The following is a 17,398-nucleotide window of genomic DNA, read 5'->3' on the forward strand; positions in this document are numbered from 1 at the left end:
TTTATGTGTATAAGTACTGATACGGGCTTTGGTTTAATTTGATAGGATTGCCGCCGTTAAGACACTCCTTAACTTTATGGAATTTCTTAGATGCCCTAACTTCCCCGATTGTTAGGGCTTTTTTTTGTCTATTGTAATACCAATCCTCTCTTATCTAGCAAACCTTAATAGACAGCCTCTAATCTTAGTCAATATCTAGTGAACTAACATCAAAAGCAGAATAAACCCTACATTCTTCAGCTAACAAATTTACTAGCTTTGTTTTTAGAAACTGTCTTGTTTAAGAGCTAGTCAGGTTGCACAGTGGCTATAAACAACTATGAGAGGCGCCTAAAAAATGAACAGCAATGCTTCATACTATGTGTCTAATACGTAGTTCAACTATGCTTATATACTAGAGCTAATTGAAGTATTTATAAGTGGCCTGGTTATGAAATTGTTAATTGTAAGTTTTCTCTGGGTTTGCTTTTTATTTTCAAAATGCTTATATGCAAATCAAGGAATAATGGCCTGTAGTGTTCATTACCCACCTTTTGTAATAGAGAAAGGGGATTCATTAACGGGAATTATCCCTGAAGTATTAACAATTGTTTTTGATAAAAAGTTGGGTATTCCTATAACTTTTCGTAGGTGGGGAAGCTGGAAGCGATGTCAAAAAGCAGTTGAATCTGGTCGATTTGATATAATGATGGCTGCTGTTCACAATGACGAAAGAGAAATATATGCAGTTTATACTAAAGTCCCTATTGCAGAAGACCCACAATCAGTTTTTGTATGGAAAGGAAGGGAGTTTACATTTCAGGAGTGGAATGATCTTAAAGGTAAAAGAGCGGGTGTTAGGCTAGGAATATCATTAGGAAAAAAATTCGACTCTTTTCTATCTGAAAACTTTCCTTTAAGAGCTCACCTGCCCTCAAGAGCACAAGTTTACAAAATGCTTGAGCTTAACAGAATAGACTTTACGCCTGATGGTTTTTATCCTGGTTTCATAACAGTTAAAGAGCTAGGATACAGTGATAAAATAGTTGCTCTAAAGAATAATATTGATAGTGAATTTTTATTTGCACCTATGTCTAAAAAATCAAAACATATAGATAGTTTTAATAAATATGATGAGCTCCTTGAAGTTTTAAAAGCAGATGGTGTTATTGATAAGGTCATTGAGCATCATGAAAAAGCCCTTCTTGAGTAAAAAAAGTAGCTTCTTCTTAGTAAATATGGCTAGTATTTTTATACTAGAGATGTTCTTATGAGCGATAGGTAAAATAATGGATGTTGAGTATTTTGATTTTAATGATCACGTAGAGTCAGTTGAATGGGTTTATCAACTTCCTGCTGGGTTAGTGAGTGAAAAAATTGATTTGAGATATAACTCAGTCAATATCAAAAAAGAAAAGAATGGATACCAGATTTATATTGGCCCTAAAAATCCAAGTGATGGTGGTGATGGGCTATTAATTAATCTTGATAATAACATGAAGCTAATAGACTATGTTATTGAGCGTATAGACCCGCCGCCCCAAATTGAGGGTGAATAGCTCGTATCACTAAAAGCATGCGTAAGTAAAAAACTACCTACACATACTCTTAATATGCTGATAATTCAGCAGTCTAGCACTTTATTTATGCTTTTATACTAATCACCAACTTTATTTGAAATTAAATGCTTTCTACCATCACACGAGTATCTGGTAAAACTGACAAGTGTGGTATTTGCAAGTCTGGGCGTGACAAGCGACTGAGCGCATTCAGTGCTGATGCTATTGCTCCTTCCTGCCATCCAGGTAAAGAGGATACTTGGTCACCTACGATAAAAAAGTTTGGCTTTTCTTCCCCGTCTACTCCAGTTCCTTGAATTAATTGGTTAAAGTGCTTCACACTTTCTTGAGAGTCTTTACCAACCAAATACCACTGTGCCCAGCCACCCTTAATATACGGCATGTTTTGCCATGCGATGGCAACGCCATGGGTTAAGCCATTACCAAATGCTTCACCAAAGAGCTTGGCTCCTTCTCTTGCTTGGTCAAGTCGCTTACTAACTGGCTCGTTACCCATCTTAAAAGCATTCTCCTGAAAATTATAACAACCTGTTAATGTACCTTTTTTATCGTGGTAACCAGTTGAGGGATACCAAATTTGGGTAATTGGATTATCAGTCCAAGATATGCCGCCAAAAATTGGGACAACACCTATTTCAGAGTCAGGAACACTTAACATCTCTTCACTGACCTCTTTGTTGTATACATTACCAATTGTACTGCCTTGCCATAAATAACGATCGGCTTGCCATCCTACTTTTGTGGTACAGGCTAAAAATTTTGCTTCAGGAAATTCAGTTGTTTTACTGGGGTCTGGTGAAAATTGTGCTTGATATACCGCCTGGAGAGCCTGCTTGAAACTTTCTGAAAAACCTTTGCCTACAGTTTTGCATTGTAGACGCTCAGAAAGTAGCTCCTTGAGGAAAGGGATGGCAGCATTACTAAAACAGTAATCGGCTGTATATACTTCACATTCTGTGCTGGCCATTTTGCTAACATAAATAGTAAACTGCTGTTTTATATCATCCCAATCTATTTTTTGTACAGGGCTGTTTAGGTGTACCGTACCACCAAGCGCTGCAATTTGTTGGGCGAAAGCATGTTGCACTCTATCCATTCCTCCAACAGGCTGGAAGAGAGTGGGTTGCCAAAGAAAGTCTTCTGGTTGATAGAAACGGGTTTTCTTCCAAAACTCAGAATCTAAAAGACTATTTAAACTTAAGGCTTCCGCTACTTCTCCACTATCTACACCAGGTAGTATCGTATAGCCTGCTCTATCAGAAGCACCATCATCTTGGCCTTCGATATTGGCGCTAACTTGATATTTGCCTTCACTGGTTAAATTACCAAAAGTAACCATTAAGCATTGTAATTTATTTATCAACTCTTGCTTGCTGGTGTCATCCTTTGTACTGGTTGCACTTTCAATTAGTGTTTGTGCATTTTGATATACCATTTCAGCTAGCCAACCTCTAGTATTATGATCTAATCGCCGATTAACAATTGGCTTGCCGTGAAAAGGCCCTCCTGCCATTTGGGTGAGATTTGAGCCGCTGTTCATTACATAGACCTCTAGGTCAACACCAAACTTTTTCAAATAATGCAGCAGTCGTTTATGGCTAGAGGGAATTCGGCCAGGTCCTGCATTTAAATATGGTTCACTATCATTTAGTGGGCGATCAAAACGAACGACTTGTGTTTCTCCAGGAGTAGAGTTAAATAGTTCTCTATCTTTATCTTCAGTTAAAGTATCACCTGTACGTAAGGTTAAGCAACGGCCGCCAGTTCGGTTGTGTGCTTCCAATATAATTACTTCCATGCCTGACTGCTGAGCTAACAGCTCATAAGCAGTTGTTAAACCGCCAATGCCTGAACCGATTATTACTGCTCGTTTACCAGAGAAAGCATTATTTTTTACTTTAACTGGGCCTGGTGTAGTCTTTTGTTGTTGATTTACTGCATGATTTAATGCGGACCATGCGCAAGCGTGAGGGTTATTTTTCAAAAAATCTAAACGACTTTGCCCTGTTGTTGTCATCTCTCTTCTCCTTGATTTTGATTTGAGCAAAAACGTTAGATAAGGCTAGATTATATTAGCAAGAGCACCAAGTGAGTATTTTTACAGTCATATCATGAGTTAGTAAGGAAATATGACGTTGCTTCCTGTGGTTTTATTAAAGGAGGGTACGGGTTACTTTCTATTTATTTAAACAATATTGCCTGTACTGATTTATGCATAACCTACACAGATGCTTATTCCAACAAGTTGAATTGTCTTGAATCGGTTGAATTTTTTAGACTAAATACAGATTTGGTAGTAATTTACCGGCAGAGGTTGAGTCATATTACCAGTGAATAAAAAATATGTTTACTTCCATAACAGCGGAAAGGTATCCAATGGAAAATAATAATTATGTTATTCGAACAATGCATCGAGAAGAGGTTGCTCTTGCCATTAATTGGGCTGCTAAAGAGGGATGGAATCCAGGTGTTAATGATGCAGAATGTTACTATCATGCTGATCCCAATGGCTTTCTTATCGGGCTTCTTGATAATGAGCCTATAGCGACGATTTCAGCGGTTAAATATGGTGAGTCGTTTGGCTTTCTAGGTTTCTATATTGTTCACCCAAGTTATCGTGGCAAAGGCTATGGGCTGAAAATTTGGGAAGCAGGTATTAACTATTTGAAAGGATGCAATATTGGTCTGGATGGTGTAGTTGAGCAACAAGAAAACTATAAAAAATATGGCTTTCAACTGGCCTATCGTAATATTCGATTTGAAGGTTTAGGAGGTGGAAGTTCTACCATTCAATCAAATATTGTTGATCTCTCTACAGTGCCATTTGCAACCATTGAGCAGTATAGCCGTCCTTTTTTCCCTGCAAAAAGAACTATGTTTCTGAAGTCATGGATCAATCAGTCTGATTGTAACGCTCTAGGTGCTGTGCAAAATGATAGCTTGGCAGGGTATGGTGTTATTCGTAAAGCGTTGAGTGGTTACAAGGTAGGGCCTTTATTTGCTAATACGCCAGAAATTGCTGATGATCTCTTTTTGGCTTTAAAGCAGGGGATAGAACCATCGCAACCTGTTTATCTTGATATACCAGAGGTTAACCAAGAGGCTCTGAAGCTGGCGAAACGCTATAACATGCAAAGTGTGTTTGAAACAGCGAGAATGTACTCAATTAAAACTCCAGATTTACCTCTCGATCGTTTTTATGGTGTAGCCTCCTTTGAGGTAGGGTAAATGCTGTCTATTAGGTCAATATATAGGTAATATTAATAAAATTAATGATTGCTAAAGAGAGGCCTTAGCCAGTGAAGAAGGGGTTGATACAGGCGCTTAATTCACGTAAGTCTTGATAAATATGTAGGATACTAGGTTAGCACTCATTACATTACGTACAATCCACAGTACTGATCGTAAAATTACGGATTTGTGATTTTATGTAAGTTTACTACAATGCTGGTCAGCAGTTGAGTTAACCCCTTAACTCCTAGGCAAAGTAATTGATTCGCCCTGATCCCCCCTATGATCAGGGCTTTTTTTTGCTCGAAAACTGTAAATCCAGCCTATGTGTCTATATGTTCCTTCTCTGCATGGAAGTTGCCTACCAGAAAATAAATGGCTTTGAATATTGTTATCTGGCTTTACACAGCGCTACTAGCCGAACCTTTTTGTCTATTTGTAGAGCAAAAAATATATTAAAAACGACATTCACAAAGGCAAGTCGTGCTGAAATATTTATAGTTTTTTAACATAGAGAAACATTAATGAAACACCAAGGATGAGCTGTGATGGATTTAGAGGTTAAACTATTTGGACCTTTACGACTGCAAGCTGGGGCTGACTCATTTAAGATAAAGTTAACTAACAACAACCTTTCTTCTGCTATTAATCAACTTTCTCACTTAAATGAGCTGAAAGGCGCCTTGATAAGGCCTGATGGAAAGCTATGTCAGTCAGTTATTTACTTAATCGGCAATGAGCAGGTTAACATTGAAGATAATCCCGCTTTTCAACAAGGGGATGTATTGACTTTATTAGCCCCTATTTCTGGAGGGTGAACATGTTGAGTTGTGTTGAGCCAATTGAGCTAACAGAAGAAGAGCGAGCCATCTATCAATGGCAAATGTGGGTACCAGGTTTTGGTGAACAAGGCCAACAAGCCTTACGCAATGCAACTGTACTTATTTCCAGAGTAGGTGGGTTAGGCTCAGTGGTGGCTTATGAGCTGGCAGCCGCTGGAGTTGGACGAATGGTTTTGGCTCACGCAGGTAGCATTAAGTATTCAGACTTAAATCGGCAACTGTTGATGACATATGATGGTGTTGGAGTTACTGAGCGAGTGTACTCAGCAGAGCAGCGACTGAAACAGCTCAACCCACGTTTGGAAATCGTTTCTTATCCAGAAAATGCAAATATGAATAACATTAGTAAATTAATGGATGGAGTTGATGTTGTGATAGATTGTGCTCCATTATTTCAAGAAAGATTTGCGATGAATCAGGAGGCGGTTAAGCACGACATACCATTAATAGAGTGCGCTATGTATTCAATGGAAGCACAAATTACCACGATAATTCCTGGTAAAACACCTTGCCTGTCCTGTATTTATCCAGTTGAACCACCTCAATGGAAACGAGAGTTTCCTGTAATAGGTGCAACATCAGGTACTGTGGGGTGTATGGCTGCAATGGAAGCAATTAAGTTGATAACAGGTATTGGCAGCCCATTGACAAATACTTTGTTAACTATGGATTTAGCAAGTATGGAATTTAAACGATGGCAATTGCAACGCAGGGCAAATTGTGACGTTTGTTCTATAAAATAGTGAAAATAATCGATTTATTTTGATATAAAGCTGTAGTCGTCTAATTTATAATTGAAGAGATTCTGTGTTTAAATATAGAGTCTGCTTTACTCAATAAGTTGGGTATAAATAATAGGACGGGAACAATAATAGAAGGTTGGTATACCCTATATATTATTTTTATAGGGTATGCGGCCTTAATCTGATAATAATCTTGTAAGCTTAATTTATTACTGTAATTAAAATTGTATATAATAAGTATAGTGAAATCTGTGAGTTAGATTGCTCCAGGGTTGCTATATTTTTTCACAACTGAATCAATAAACCCTTCTGTGCGAAGCTGATTTAAGTTTGCATTTAGTGTTGAAACAGTGTCGTCACTAATATCTTTATTTAAAGCCAACCAAAGTGCACTTCTATTAAATTTATAGACAACTTCCAAGTTATGCATGCTATACCGCTTGGCTATTACAGGGCCGGAAAGTGAGCTAGTTGCCCATAAATCAATTTTACCTAGTTTTAACTTGGCTGCATTTACAACATCGCCTTTTGCTTTGATCAGTTTGACACCATTTTTAATTAGATACTTACTAATTTCATCTTGTTCATAACTACCTATACGGTATTTATGTAAGTCACTTAACTGCTTAATAACAATTTTTTTATTTTTTGGAGCAAGGATAATCCAATCTTCTTCAAAGAGAGGTCCAACCCACTTGAAAATATGTTGACTTTGTTTAGTTTTAAAGGTGGTGAATACACCATAGTTATTATTATGGGTGGCAATTTCTTGGCTTTCTTCAGCAGAGGGTTGTAAGGTTATGGTGTATTTTATATTTGAGCGAGTAAATAGCTTGTTTATAATTTCAGTTGCAAGGCCAGTAACATTTTCATCTTTCCCAAAGCCATTGTTGCTCACAGTCATGTGAAGTGGTGGAAAAGGATTGGTTAATAAATGAATAGGCTGAGAGTAGGTTTTAGTAGTAACCACCAACAAAAAAAATATAGCAAAGAGCGTTTTGATAAGATGACTCATAGAACAATCCGTATCCAGTAAAAAATCAGTTAGTATAGTATTAATAAATCATTACCCAATTCTAATATCGAGCAGTTACACCCATAACGTAGGGTTTTTAGGACACTAGCTACTAAACTGTTGAGTCTTACAACAAGCCCAAAAAATCATTCGTGAAGGGTATAATCCAACATCAGATAAAAGTGACTTATATTATAAGAAGAAACCAAAATATTACAATGGACTCTGCGTTTTATATTAGATCATTAAGGTAAGACATGAAGGCTAATGAAATCAGGGGTTTCAGGGTTATTACACTCATTATAGTTTGTACTTTAATACCGTAATCTTTGGCATTAACTATCACGCTTAGCTTGTATTTTAGTTCTTTGAAATTAGACTTTAGTATAGCTGTATCGAGTAGTTTTTGGCGTTTGTATTATTCATGTGTCATTTTGTTACAGATTTATGTGCTTTTAATGGGAAAGACTGTCTAAAAAATGCACTTTATGTGACGTGATAGTTAGTAATATATATCTATTATGGATCACTTTTAGTTGTAAAAATTAACTGACATATACTCATGTTGACAGGGACTGATAGGTTTACTGTATTTGTTCACTATATAAGATTTGTGAATATTTTATTAAGTATATTCTAATAAATATCTCTAAAAATTGGTTATTGATCTTAATAATAGGTTAATAATTACCTGCTACTTATTGTATCTAGACTCAGAATAGTGAGTTGAGCTTTCTGAATAACTTTTGCACGTACAAAAATAATAAAAAGGAAAAATTATGTCTGTCAATGTTAGCCGGAGAAGCCTTGTAAGTTTGCTTGGTGGTATAGTAACAGCACCTTATTTATTAACAATAAATAATTTAAAAGCTGGTACATATAATGCGCCAATTGAAAGCTATACAGCTAATGCCTTACCTGATAATACTACTGTAGACTCTGATCTTGCTAATACAGTGTTTCCATTATCTGTGGCCTCTGGTGATCCAAGTGATACAGGTATTATTCTTTGGACTAGGTTGAACCCAACAGAATTTAAACCTTATGAACCATTGCTTTTTGAAATTTATGCTGACCCCAAAGCAGAGTTGTTATTGATTCAAGGGCAAGTGGATACTCAACTGGTACAGTTTACTGATTTTACCATAAAAGTTGATTTATCTGAGCAGTTGCAGCCTGCTACATGCTATTATTATCGATTCATTTATAAGGGAGTGAGTAGTCGTATAGGTAGATGTAAAACACTGCCTGCAGTTTCTCAAACAGTAGATAAAATTAACTTTGCAGTATTAACCTGTCAAGATTATACCAATGGCTATTATAATGTTTATTATGAACTAGCAAATATTCATGAAATAGATTTTATTCTGCATTTAGGTGATTTTATTTATGAAAGTATTGGTGATAAACGGTTTCAAACAGATAAATATACAGATAGAAAGATTAAATTAAATCATGATTATTCAGTGGCAATGGACTTAGATGATTATCGGACTATTTATCGGACTTATCGGCAAGATCCTTGGTTGAGACAAGCAATGGAAAATCATAGCTGGATTATTACAACCGATGACCATGAAATTGCCAATGATTGCTATTGGGATTATCAACAAGATGCTTTAGGTGCGCCAGATCATCCTTATACTAATAGCCCTGAATTTGCTACTAACCGACTTGACTATTTACGGCAGTTGAAGTTGTCGGCACAACAAGCTTGGTGTGAATATACACCAACACGAATTAAGCTAAACCCAAATACGGCTCACCCTCATCGTTATAGTCAGATTTATCGCCAATTCCAGTTTGGTAATTTAGTTAATCTATTTATGTTAGATACTCGCACTTACCGTACTGCACAGCCTTGTGGGCAAGGAGATGTGCTTGAAAGATATCTACCAATAGGCTGCACTAATGGTACTAATCAAGAAAATACTATGTTTGGCAGTCAACAAAAAGATTGGCTATTCAGTGGCCTGGCAAGTAGTCGCTGTCGGTGGCAAGTATTAGGAAATCAAACCTTCATGGGACGTTTGTCTGCTACTTTACTAGGCCAGGAGCTGGCGCCTTTTTCAGTGGATGGTTGGGATGGCTATCAAGCTGAAAGACAACAATTAGCAGAGCTGTCTCAACATTATGATATTGATAATTTGGTGGTATTAACTGGGGATTTGCATGCCAGTATAGCGTCTTACTTGAAAGTTGATTACTCTAAATCATTGAACTGGAACTGGAATAACCTTGCAGGTGTTGAGTTTATGACACCTGCCGTAACTTCTGCGGGATTAATAGAAGGCGCTAGCCGACTACTAAAATATAAAGTTAAGCGACCAGAAGTAGTAAAACTATTAAGCGAGGCTGCAGTTAGGCTAAATAACCCTCATATTAAGCGTTTCAACGCTAATGATCATGGTTTTGCAACTATTGAGTTTGGTCAGTCACAGTGTGAATGGCGGGTTTATAAAGTAGATAAAGAGCAACGTCAGTCTGCTGGAAAACAATTAACAATGAAAGTGACTAAATATGATGGAGTGCCTTGGTTGTATAGTTAATATACTCATACAATGATGTAATTATCGTTAGCTACTAACTATTGTGTCATTTAGGCAGTAATCATTTAGATAATAATATAGTAGCTAACTAATATGTGTTTATAAGTGACAGCAATATTAATTACTTGATAATGGCACAGGCAAGCCTTCCTCCTGAACCGCCGATGGGTTGGCTGGTGTGGTCATCTTTATTAGCATGAATAATCAGTGCTGATCCATCTTCATCAAGCAGTTTTGCTGGCCCTTCCTTGAGTTGAACCATATGGCTATACAACTCTACTTCAACGCTGCCATCTTGGTTAACAATCAGGTTAGGTAAGTTGCCTTCATGGGGGCCTTTGGGGTTCAAATAACCATGAGGTTTCTTGTGTGGGTCAATATGACCTTCTGCCGATTTAAAAGTGGCTAAATCACTACAATCTCCCTTACGATGAAAGTGCATACCATGGTAGCCTGGTGGCAATCCTTTTGCTTTAATATTGATCAATACTCCTTCTGTACCTTGCTTTATTGCTACATTGCCAATGGTTTTGCCTTGGTTATTGATGATAGGGAAGTCCCCACCTGCCAAGATGCTTGATGAATAACAAATGGCCAGAGGTAAAAGCAGTTTTCTTAACATAGTAAAAGACCCTTTAAAATTGTTGAAAAACAAGTACTGTAACTGTTGTAGAGGAGGTTTTTGTTGTTATTTACCTATTATGGCATTTAGTTGAGAATAGTGGATAATAAATATCATTAATATATTTGATAGAAATATATAACTAAGTCGCTATGCCTTTCACTTTGGGGAGTGTAGGTATCTTACTCCACTTTTTGCAAACTTAAATTCAAATTAAGGTTCAATTAATCATAGCCAATTATTCTTGTTGCAGGTTTACAGAGAGTATCTGCCAATGCCCTAATACACGGTGCATTTGGTGTAAGTTGAAAGCTTAAGGCAAGTAGTCATCTTATTGGGAGTAGCAGCTGATGCAAAAAACTAAATTTCTTCTGAGTATACCTGTTATTACTAGTCTGGTTGGTTGTGTAATTGAACCTCAAGCAGTTGCTTGGGAATATTACGAGCCTCAAACGTCACAATATTCTTCACAAGCTGTTTACCAAACCACTTCGCCTAAACCAAAAAGAAAGCGCGTTACATTATTTAGGCATTGTGATTTTCAAGGGAATTATGCAAATTTAAAACGAGGAAAATATAATTTAGCAAAGCTTAATCGCTATGGGATATTAAATGATGATGTATCGTCTCTTTATGTACCATACGGATATCAGGTGACTTTATATGAACATGACAATTTTCAAGGTCGAGCTATCACCCTCACCGGAAATGATCGTTGCCTTGTGAATAACGGTTTTAATGATAAAGTTTCTTCATTAATTATTAGTAAGGTGCGTCACGCTCCACAGCCGCAGCAGCCTTATAGACCTTATAATCCAAATTTAGTTACTGCTTATCAACACTGTAAGTTCAAGGGATATCGTTCATCTTTACGGCCAGGATACTACAACTTACAACAGTTACGGCAGCTTGGAATAAAAAATGACGATATTTCTTCTTTTAGTGTGCCAAGAGGATATGAAGTAACACTATATGAGCATGATAATTTTAAAGGTCGGTCTATTACCTTACAAAGCAGTGATAAATGTTTAGTTAATAATGGGTTTAATGATAAACTGTCATCTTTAGTTGTTCGAAAAGTAAGCTACTCGTGGCCAATTACATCTAAACCCCCTGCAACCGTTTATCAGCATTGTAATTTTGATGGATATGGTGTTCGTTTAGCGCCTGGCCACTATAACTTACGTCAGTTAAGAGGGCTAGGGATTAGAAACGACGATTTATCATCTATTAGAGTGCCTTATGGTGTTTCAGTTACTCTATATGAGCATGATAACTTTAGAGGGCGGGCTTGGCGATTAAACTCAGACACTAGCTGCCTGGTTAGCAGAGGGGCAAATGATCAGGTGTCTTCTATAGTAGTTGAATAAGTAACAATTATTTTTTTGTGAGCGCCTCAATAACCATATTCGCTAAGTCATTAGTTACAAATTTAGTTAAAGCTGCATTGGCACCACATCGTGTAGCATTAACTGCGCTCACTGTTGTTGTTAAAGAGGTATGTAATAAAATATAGATTGAGGATAACTCTTCATTAGATTCTTGCCTAATTTCTTGTGTTAGAGTGTAGCCGTCCATAGTGGGCATTTCGATGTCTGAAATAATCATATCAACCCGCTTGTTCTGTGCATCCAGGTCATGAATTTTTTCAATGGCCTGTTTCCCGTTGCAAGTTAGTAAATACTGCACACCTATAGATTTTAGTGTATTGGCAACTTGTTTACGGGCCATGGAAGAGTCATCAACCACTACTACGAGTTTATTTTTTAATATTTGTTTAAATTCATAAGGAAGTTCATTAACTAGTTGGGTATTGTAATCTGGTGTGGGAATTACCTCATTTATTACTTTTTCAACATCAATTATTTCTACCATTTTTTCATTTAGTTTGGTAATTCCAGTTATGTAAATATTGCTACCCATGGTAGCAGGAGGAGGAACAATATCATGCCAACTACAGTTAATAATTCGGCTAACATGGTTTACCAAAAATCCCTGTATAGAGCGATTTAATTCGGTAATGATGATTGACTCTTTTCTATCAGCTGTTTGATGAGCTGGTATCCCAAGTGCAAGGGCAAGGTTAATAACGGTGAAAGGAACACCTCTTAGCTTAGCAATGCCCATTACCGCAGGGTGAGAAAAAGGCAGTTTAGCTAGTCGTTGAGTTGGAATGATTTCTTTAACTTTAAGAACATTAATACCAAATAATTGCTTGCCAGTTAGCTGAAAAATTAATAGCTCTTGCTGGTTTAGGAATGATGCTTGTTGAGCTGAGTTGAGCATGTGAGTCGTCTATCCCTGACTGGTATTGGTTATACACAGCCCAGATCCTGCAGGCAATGGGCATAACTATATCTTAGCAGTTATACCCCATATGTAGGATTTATCCGAAGCGCTCAGTTTGACTGGTTGTAAACAAAATGTCTTTTAGATAATCAAAGTATGCTGTTCTAATAGAGCTACTTTCATTCACTAAATGATGTTTGGCTGTTGGGAGATAAAATACAGTTGGCTCGCTGAAAAGCTTTTGTAAAACTGGAATATTATATTGCCAGTCAACGGTTTGATCATCTTTACCCTGTATGATTATGGGTGACAAAGAAGAAGGTGGCATGTGTTCTATTCGTTTTATCCACTCTCGAAGAGCACCTAACCATTTTACAGATGAGTGGCTAGGCTGGAGAGGATCTTGATGTTTTACAAAGTGTAAAAATGTTTCATCATGAGAGTTTGGGGCAAAACTACGTTTTACATTGCTGAGTAACGAGCCAAGGAACCGGTGAGCGAGTTCAATCATGCCCCAGTTTTTTGGACGGATAAGGGGAGCAAATAAAACAATTTTGCTGAAAGGGCTGTTATTTGGGGTGAATTTTTCGGTTAAAAGATAATCAGTTATAACGGCGCCACCGGTGCTTTGCCCTAAAAGAAACCAGGGTTTTGCAGTGGAGTCAGTTGCGATACTGATGCATTGCTTTAATGCAGTTACATAGTCTGTAAAGTCTGCAATGCAGGCTCTATTGCCTGAAGATAAGCCATGCCCTGGTAAATCAAAGCAGACGACATTCAAATTTTGATCCAATAAAAACTTAATTAAATTACCATATAGCCCAACATGATCATAATAACCATGTACAACAAATGCTGTGCCTTGGTTTGAAGCTTTCCAGTAATAATGGCAGGCTACTCGGTAGTGAATAGAATCAAAATAGCCCATACTATGATTGATTTCAGGATTTTCAGTGTCAAAGTCTATCCCATAAAAAGCACTATACTGTTGCTCTGCTTCTGTTAGTGGTTGAGGATTAGCCAGATGAAGTGGTTTAAGTTGAGCGCATAGTTGCTGGTTAATAATAGGGTGTTGCATTATGACACCTGATTCACATGATTGGCTGAAATGGCATAGATACTATTCAAACATATGTTTGAAATGGTTGCAAACCATGCTGCCTCTATAATATCTTGAGTTTCAATGTTTTTGATGACTAACTCGTTAGCGAGCAACATTTAGCTCCAACTCTTCTTTGGTAGGTACTGCGACACCATATTTTGCGTAAATTGCGTGCATTTTACCACTTTGGTGTAAGTCAGTTATGGTCTTATTTAGCTTTTTATTATCTATAAAGCTATAAGGGTGATAGTTGTCGAAAACAGTAGGCAGCACTGATTGACTAGAAGTAATTGAGCTACTAAAAGCTAAAGTCAAAAAAAACATGTAGAACAAAAAGCGGTTTTTTTTCATTGTTTTATTAAATTAGTTAGCTCTGCAGCTTTATATTTAGTTAAAATAGCTTTTCGCTTGCCTGCTTTCTTAAACTTTTGATATGCGGCCTTAAATTGTTTTAATAGAGCTTCTGAATTTGGCCAAGCTTTGCTAATGCCTGCATGAAATGAACGGATAGGGCCAATCGCTTTAGGTATATAATCGATTACTGCTTGCCACCTGGGGTTGTTTCTTAAATGGAATAGACAAACATTAACTTCACAGATAATAAGGTCTACTCGGTCATTAAATAAGTTTTTAAGATGTTGTAATTCTGGGTGTTCTAATGCAGGAGACTTTCTTGCAATAAATTCTTTATTCGCTATAGCACGTAAAAAGCTACTGTGGTAATTATATCCATCAGTATAACCAATGCGGTAGTTAGCCAAATCTGCTAATGTTTCCCATTGTATCTGCTTTGATTTTTTTTTGAAAAACACATCAGCAATGGGAAGAATCATGTCAGTGAAGTAAAACTCCTTCTTCCTTTGCTCATTCTGAGTGAAGGTAAATAATATAGCAGCTTTACCTTGAGCGGCTGTATGGTAAGCACGCTTCCACGGTAGCGTTCGTACATTAGGCTGGTAGCCCATCTCTGTGACAACACCGGTTATAATTTCATAACTGATGCCTTTCATCTTACCCTGCTCATCAACATAATTAACAGGAGGGAAGTTGGCAAATAGCAAAGGCAACTCTTCAGTCAGGGCTGACTGGCAAGCCAAAATAGTACACAGAAAAATTATTGTTATTTTAGCCACAAACAGCTCTCTTTTGCACATATAACAACGCTATGAGCAGGCTCAAGATTAAGGATAGCAAGTTTGAAAGGTAAGGTTACTATTAATGCAAAGGTTTACTAATTCATAAGATAGTTATAATTTAAATATATTCTTTGTATTGGCTATATAATAAAAAATAATTATAACAATGGAGTGTTATATGCAAAAACCAGTCAACTTCTGCTTACCTTATGCTGTAGCCATTGTGCCTGGATTGTCTTTTGCAATTGGGGGTTGGGGCTATGGAATTTTCTTGGTTGTTTACCTTGGCTTTCCCTTACTGGATTTTTTTATCGGTAAAACCTTTCGTAATCCTTCCTCTGATCAAGAAGCTACTCTTAGCCAGCAGTGGCGTTATGCCATGATTTTATGGGGTTATGCATTAATTCAGTTGAGTTATTTGGCTGTTGGTAGTTATTTGGTTGAGCAGCGGCAAAACTGGTTTGATACCTGGTTTTTTGCAATGAATACAGGGCTGTTAATTGGTGCTGCCAGTATTACCGTTGCCCATGAGTTAGTCCATAAAACCAACCGGTTTGAGCGTGGGTTAGGTGGTTTTATGTTGGCGTTAGTTTGTTATGGTACTTTCAAAGTGGAACATGTGCGTGGCCATCATGTTAATGTATCTACCCCAAAAGATGCTTCTTCTGCCCGGCTGGGGCAGTCTATTTATCACTTTGTACCTCAAGCAATGATACGTAATGTTTTCAATGGTTTTCGTTTAGAAGCAAAACGATTACAACGTAAAGGTTTATCTCCATTGCATTGGCGCAATGAAGTACTTGGTTGGACGTTATTAAGTGTTGTAGTTGCTGTTGCCTGCTTATTATTAACTGGTGCTCATGGTTTGGTTTTCTTTTTAGTCAGCAGTTTTTTTGCTGTGCTGGCTTTAGAAATCGTCAATTATGTTGAGCATTATGGCTTAGAGCGACGGCAACTGGCCAATGGGCGTTATGAACGAGTGAGCCCCCTACATTCCTGGAATGCTAGTGAAAAATTGGCCAATGCTGGCATTTATAATTTGCAGCGCCACTCTGACCATCATGCATTCCCAACCCGTCGCTATCAAATATTACGTCACTATGATCAAAGCCCGCAGTTACCTACCAGCTATGGTGGTATGATTATCCTGGCTTTGTTTCCACCTCTATGGCACAAAGTGATGGACCCACTGGCCAAAGAGCATATGGAAAAACTCCAGCAGTCAGAACCCGATCCAGTGGACTTTGAGTATAAAATAGGATAAGTCTAAATCTGTTATTTTGTGTTTGGCTTGTTATAAGCTGATGTCTATGTATAGATAGTGAGCATATTTTAATATGTCTGTTGCTACTGTTTGACCAGTGGTTGTGATTCATTCAGAATCTGTTGTCCGATAATACTTTGATGGTCGTGTTGTTTTGAAACTGAATAGCTGTATCAGCTCTCAAGACATCAAAGATATAGACTATCAGCAATAGGTTGAGCAGTAAGATGAAAAAAGCAAATATTCTGACAGCAGCAACGCTATCCCTGCTAATAGGTGGTTGTACAACCACAGGAAATTTCAATATACCCGAGAATAGTGAACTGTATATTTACAATCGAGCAGAACCTGTAGAAATGCAAGATAATGGTGATGTAACTACTAGGCCATTTTTCTGGACAGCCGCAGGGATACCACCAGGTGGTGGTATCCCCTATCGGTTAGAGCAAAATGGACAAGTGATTAAGCAGGGTAGATTGCGTACCAAGTTTAGGGTTGTGTCAGCGTTTTGGCCTCCTTTTGCTGCGATTTATTGGCCAATGGGTTTTAACCCAGATATTACTTATGATTTGATAAATGATACGCAAGAATAAAACTGGATTTTAGCTAGATAGTATTTTTCAACAATAGGATATGTTTCATTTGTTTGCTGTTGATATCCTATTGTTTTTTTATCTGTATCCTAAAAAATCTTCATCAAAGAAACTTTATAATTTTGGTATATCTGGCCATACAACTTCATTAGGGTTCGAATAGGTTTGTGGAATTTCTCTGAGTCGTTGACGATAGATCTTGAACTGCTCTTTTAGTTTTTTTTCTTCTTTGGTCCTTAATAAGGTATCTGGAAGTTGAGTCCAGTCAGTTAGACGTAATCGTTCATTTCTTTTTTGTCGAAAGCTGTTCCAGTAGTGTTTATGATAGGCTTCATCATATAGCGCTTTGGCTTTGTTAGCCTCAAAACCCATTTCAACTAATGTATTAATATCGGCAGGTACATTATAGAGTGTATGGCCGCTAGGCTTGATTAAAGTATCAATATATAACAT

General features: G+C 37.3%; 16 protein-coding genes. 9 read left to right on the top strand and 7 right to left on the bottom strand.

Annotation, left to right across the window (positions count from 1 at the left end; genetic code table 11):
- Nucleotides 1–430 precede the first annotated feature (430 nt).
- Together ORQ98_RS15295 and ORQ98_RS15300 are read left to right on the top strand one after the other, a co-directional pair.
- Nucleotides 431–1,192 (top strand): substrate-binding periplasmic protein, encoded by a 762-nt coding sequence (locus ORQ98_RS15295; protein WP_274689676.1) that lies wholly within the window; start codon nucleotides 431–433, stop codon nucleotides 1,190–1,192.
- A gap of 76 nt (nucleotides 1,193–1,268) precedes the next feature.
- Nucleotides 1,269–1,538, top strand: a complete 270-nt coding sequence (locus ORQ98_RS15300) for a hypothetical protein (protein WP_274689677.1) — start codon at nucleotides 1,269–1,271, stop codon at nucleotides 1,536–1,538.
- A 121-nt stretch (nucleotides 1,539–1,659) separates the two neighbouring features.
- On the opposite strand, the gene ORQ98_RS15305 is transcribed toward ORQ98_RS15300, so the two are convergent.
- Nucleotides 1,660–3,576 (bottom strand): flavin monoamine oxidase family protein, encoded by a 1,917-nt coding sequence (locus ORQ98_RS15305; RefSeq protein ID WP_274689678.1) that lies wholly within the window; start codon nucleotides 3,574–3,576, stop codon nucleotides 1,660–1,662.
- 359 nt (nucleotides 3,577–3,935) lie between these two features.
- On the opposite strand from ORQ98_RS15305, the gene ORQ98_RS15310 reads away from it, so the two are divergent.
- The 3 genes from ORQ98_RS15310 (at nucleotide 3,936) to ORQ98_RS15320 (ending at nucleotide 6,375) form a co-directional block, all read left to right on the top strand.
- Entirely contained in the window at nucleotides 3,936–4,787 is an 852-nt protein-coding gene (locus ORQ98_RS15310) for a GNAT family N-acetyltransferase (RefSeq protein ID WP_274689679.1), read from the top strand.
- Between the two features lie 548 nt (nucleotides 4,788–5,335).
- The gene (locus ORQ98_RS15315; protein ID WP_274689680.1) at nucleotides 5,336–5,608 is read left to right on the top strand and encodes a MoaD/ThiS family protein; all 273 of its coding nucleotides are present in this window, start codon (nucleotides 5,336–5,338) and stop codon (nucleotides 5,606–5,608) included.
- Nucleotides 5,609–5,610: 2 nt separating this feature from the next.
- Nucleotides 5,611–6,375, top strand: coding sequence for a HesA/MoeB/ThiF family protein (locus ORQ98_RS15320; protein ID WP_274689681.1), 765 nt, complete (start codon nucleotides 5,611–5,613; stop codon nucleotides 6,373–6,375).
- A 256-nt stretch (nucleotides 6,376–6,631) separates the two neighbouring features.
- On the opposite strand, the gene ORQ98_RS15325 is transcribed toward ORQ98_RS15320, so the two are convergent.
- Nucleotides 6,632–7,390 carry a substrate-binding periplasmic protein gene (locus ORQ98_RS15325; RefSeq protein ID WP_274689682.1) on the bottom strand — a complete coding sequence of 253 codons (759 nt, stop codon included), beginning with the start codon at nucleotides 7,388–7,390 and terminating at the stop codon, nucleotides 6,632–6,634.
- Nucleotides 7,391–8,169: 779 nt separating this feature from the next.
- Here ORQ98_RS15325 and ORQ98_RS15330 point away from each other — a divergent pair.
- Complete coding sequence (locus ORQ98_RS15330; protein WP_274689683.1) at nucleotides 8,170–9,939, top strand: alkaline phosphatase D family protein; 1,770 nt, start codon at nucleotides 8,170–8,172, stop codon at nucleotides 9,937–9,939.
- Nucleotides 9,940–10,060: 121 nt separating this feature from the next.
- On the opposite strand, the gene ORQ98_RS15335 is transcribed toward ORQ98_RS15330, so the two are convergent.
- Nucleotides 10,061–10,561: a superoxide dismutase family protein gene (locus tag ORQ98_RS15335; RefSeq protein ID WP_274689684.1), complete on the bottom strand. Its 501-nt coding sequence runs from the start codon at nucleotides 10,559–10,561 to the stop codon at nucleotides 10,061–10,063.
- Nucleotides 10,562–10,911: 350 nt separating this feature from the next.
- Between ORQ98_RS15335 and ORQ98_RS15340 the strand changes: the two genes are divergently transcribed.
- A complete protein-coding gene (locus tag ORQ98_RS15340; RefSeq protein WP_274689685.1) occupies nucleotides 10,912–11,931 on the top strand; it encodes a beta/gamma crystallin-related protein in 1,020 nt (339 codons plus the stop codon).
- A gap of 7 nt (nucleotides 11,932–11,938) precedes the next feature.
- On the opposite strand, the gene ORQ98_RS15345 is transcribed toward ORQ98_RS15340, so the two are convergent.
- The 3 genes from ORQ98_RS15345 to ORQ98_RS15355 form a co-directional block, all read right to left on the bottom strand.
- Complete coding sequence (locus tag ORQ98_RS15345; RefSeq protein ID WP_274689686.1) at nucleotides 11,939–12,847, bottom strand: chemotaxis protein; 909 nt, start codon at nucleotides 12,845–12,847, stop codon at nucleotides 11,939–11,941.
- A gap of 100 nt (nucleotides 12,848–12,947) precedes the next feature.
- The gene (locus ORQ98_RS15350; protein WP_274689687.1) at nucleotides 12,948–13,928 is read right to left on the bottom strand and encodes an alpha/beta hydrolase; all 981 of its coding nucleotides are present in this window, start codon (nucleotides 13,926–13,928) and stop codon (nucleotides 12,948–12,950) included.
- A gap of 371 nt (nucleotides 13,929–14,299) precedes the next feature.
- Nucleotides 14,300–15,085, bottom strand: a complete 786-nt coding sequence (locus ORQ98_RS15355; RefSeq protein ID WP_274689688.1) for a substrate-binding periplasmic protein — start codon at nucleotides 15,083–15,085, stop codon at nucleotides 14,300–14,302.
- A 181-nt stretch (nucleotides 15,086–15,266) separates the two neighbouring features.
- Here ORQ98_RS15355 and ORQ98_RS15360 point away from each other — a divergent pair, with 181 nt between their 5' ends.
- Nucleotides 15,267–16,352, top strand: coding sequence for an alkane 1-monooxygenase (locus ORQ98_RS15360; RefSeq protein ID WP_274689689.1), 1,086 nt, complete (start codon nucleotides 15,267–15,269; stop codon nucleotides 16,350–16,352).
- A 227-nt stretch (nucleotides 16,353–16,579) separates the two neighbouring features.
- Nucleotides 16,580–16,945 (top strand): hypothetical protein, encoded by a 366-nt coding sequence (locus ORQ98_RS15365; protein ID WP_274689690.1) that lies wholly within the window; start codon nucleotides 16,580–16,582, stop codon nucleotides 16,943–16,945.
- Nucleotides 16,946–17,059: 114 nt separating this feature from the next.
- On the opposite strand, the gene ORQ98_RS15370 is transcribed toward ORQ98_RS15365, so the two are convergent.
- Entirely contained in the window at nucleotides 17,060–17,398 is a 339-nt protein-coding gene (locus ORQ98_RS15370) for a phage tail assembly chaperone (RefSeq protein ID WP_274689691.1), read from the bottom strand.

This window comes from Spartinivicinus poritis (assembly GCF_028858535.1).
Classification (GTDB): domain Bacteria; phylum Pseudomonadota; class Gammaproteobacteria; order Pseudomonadales; family Zooshikellaceae; genus Spartinivicinus; species Spartinivicinus poritis.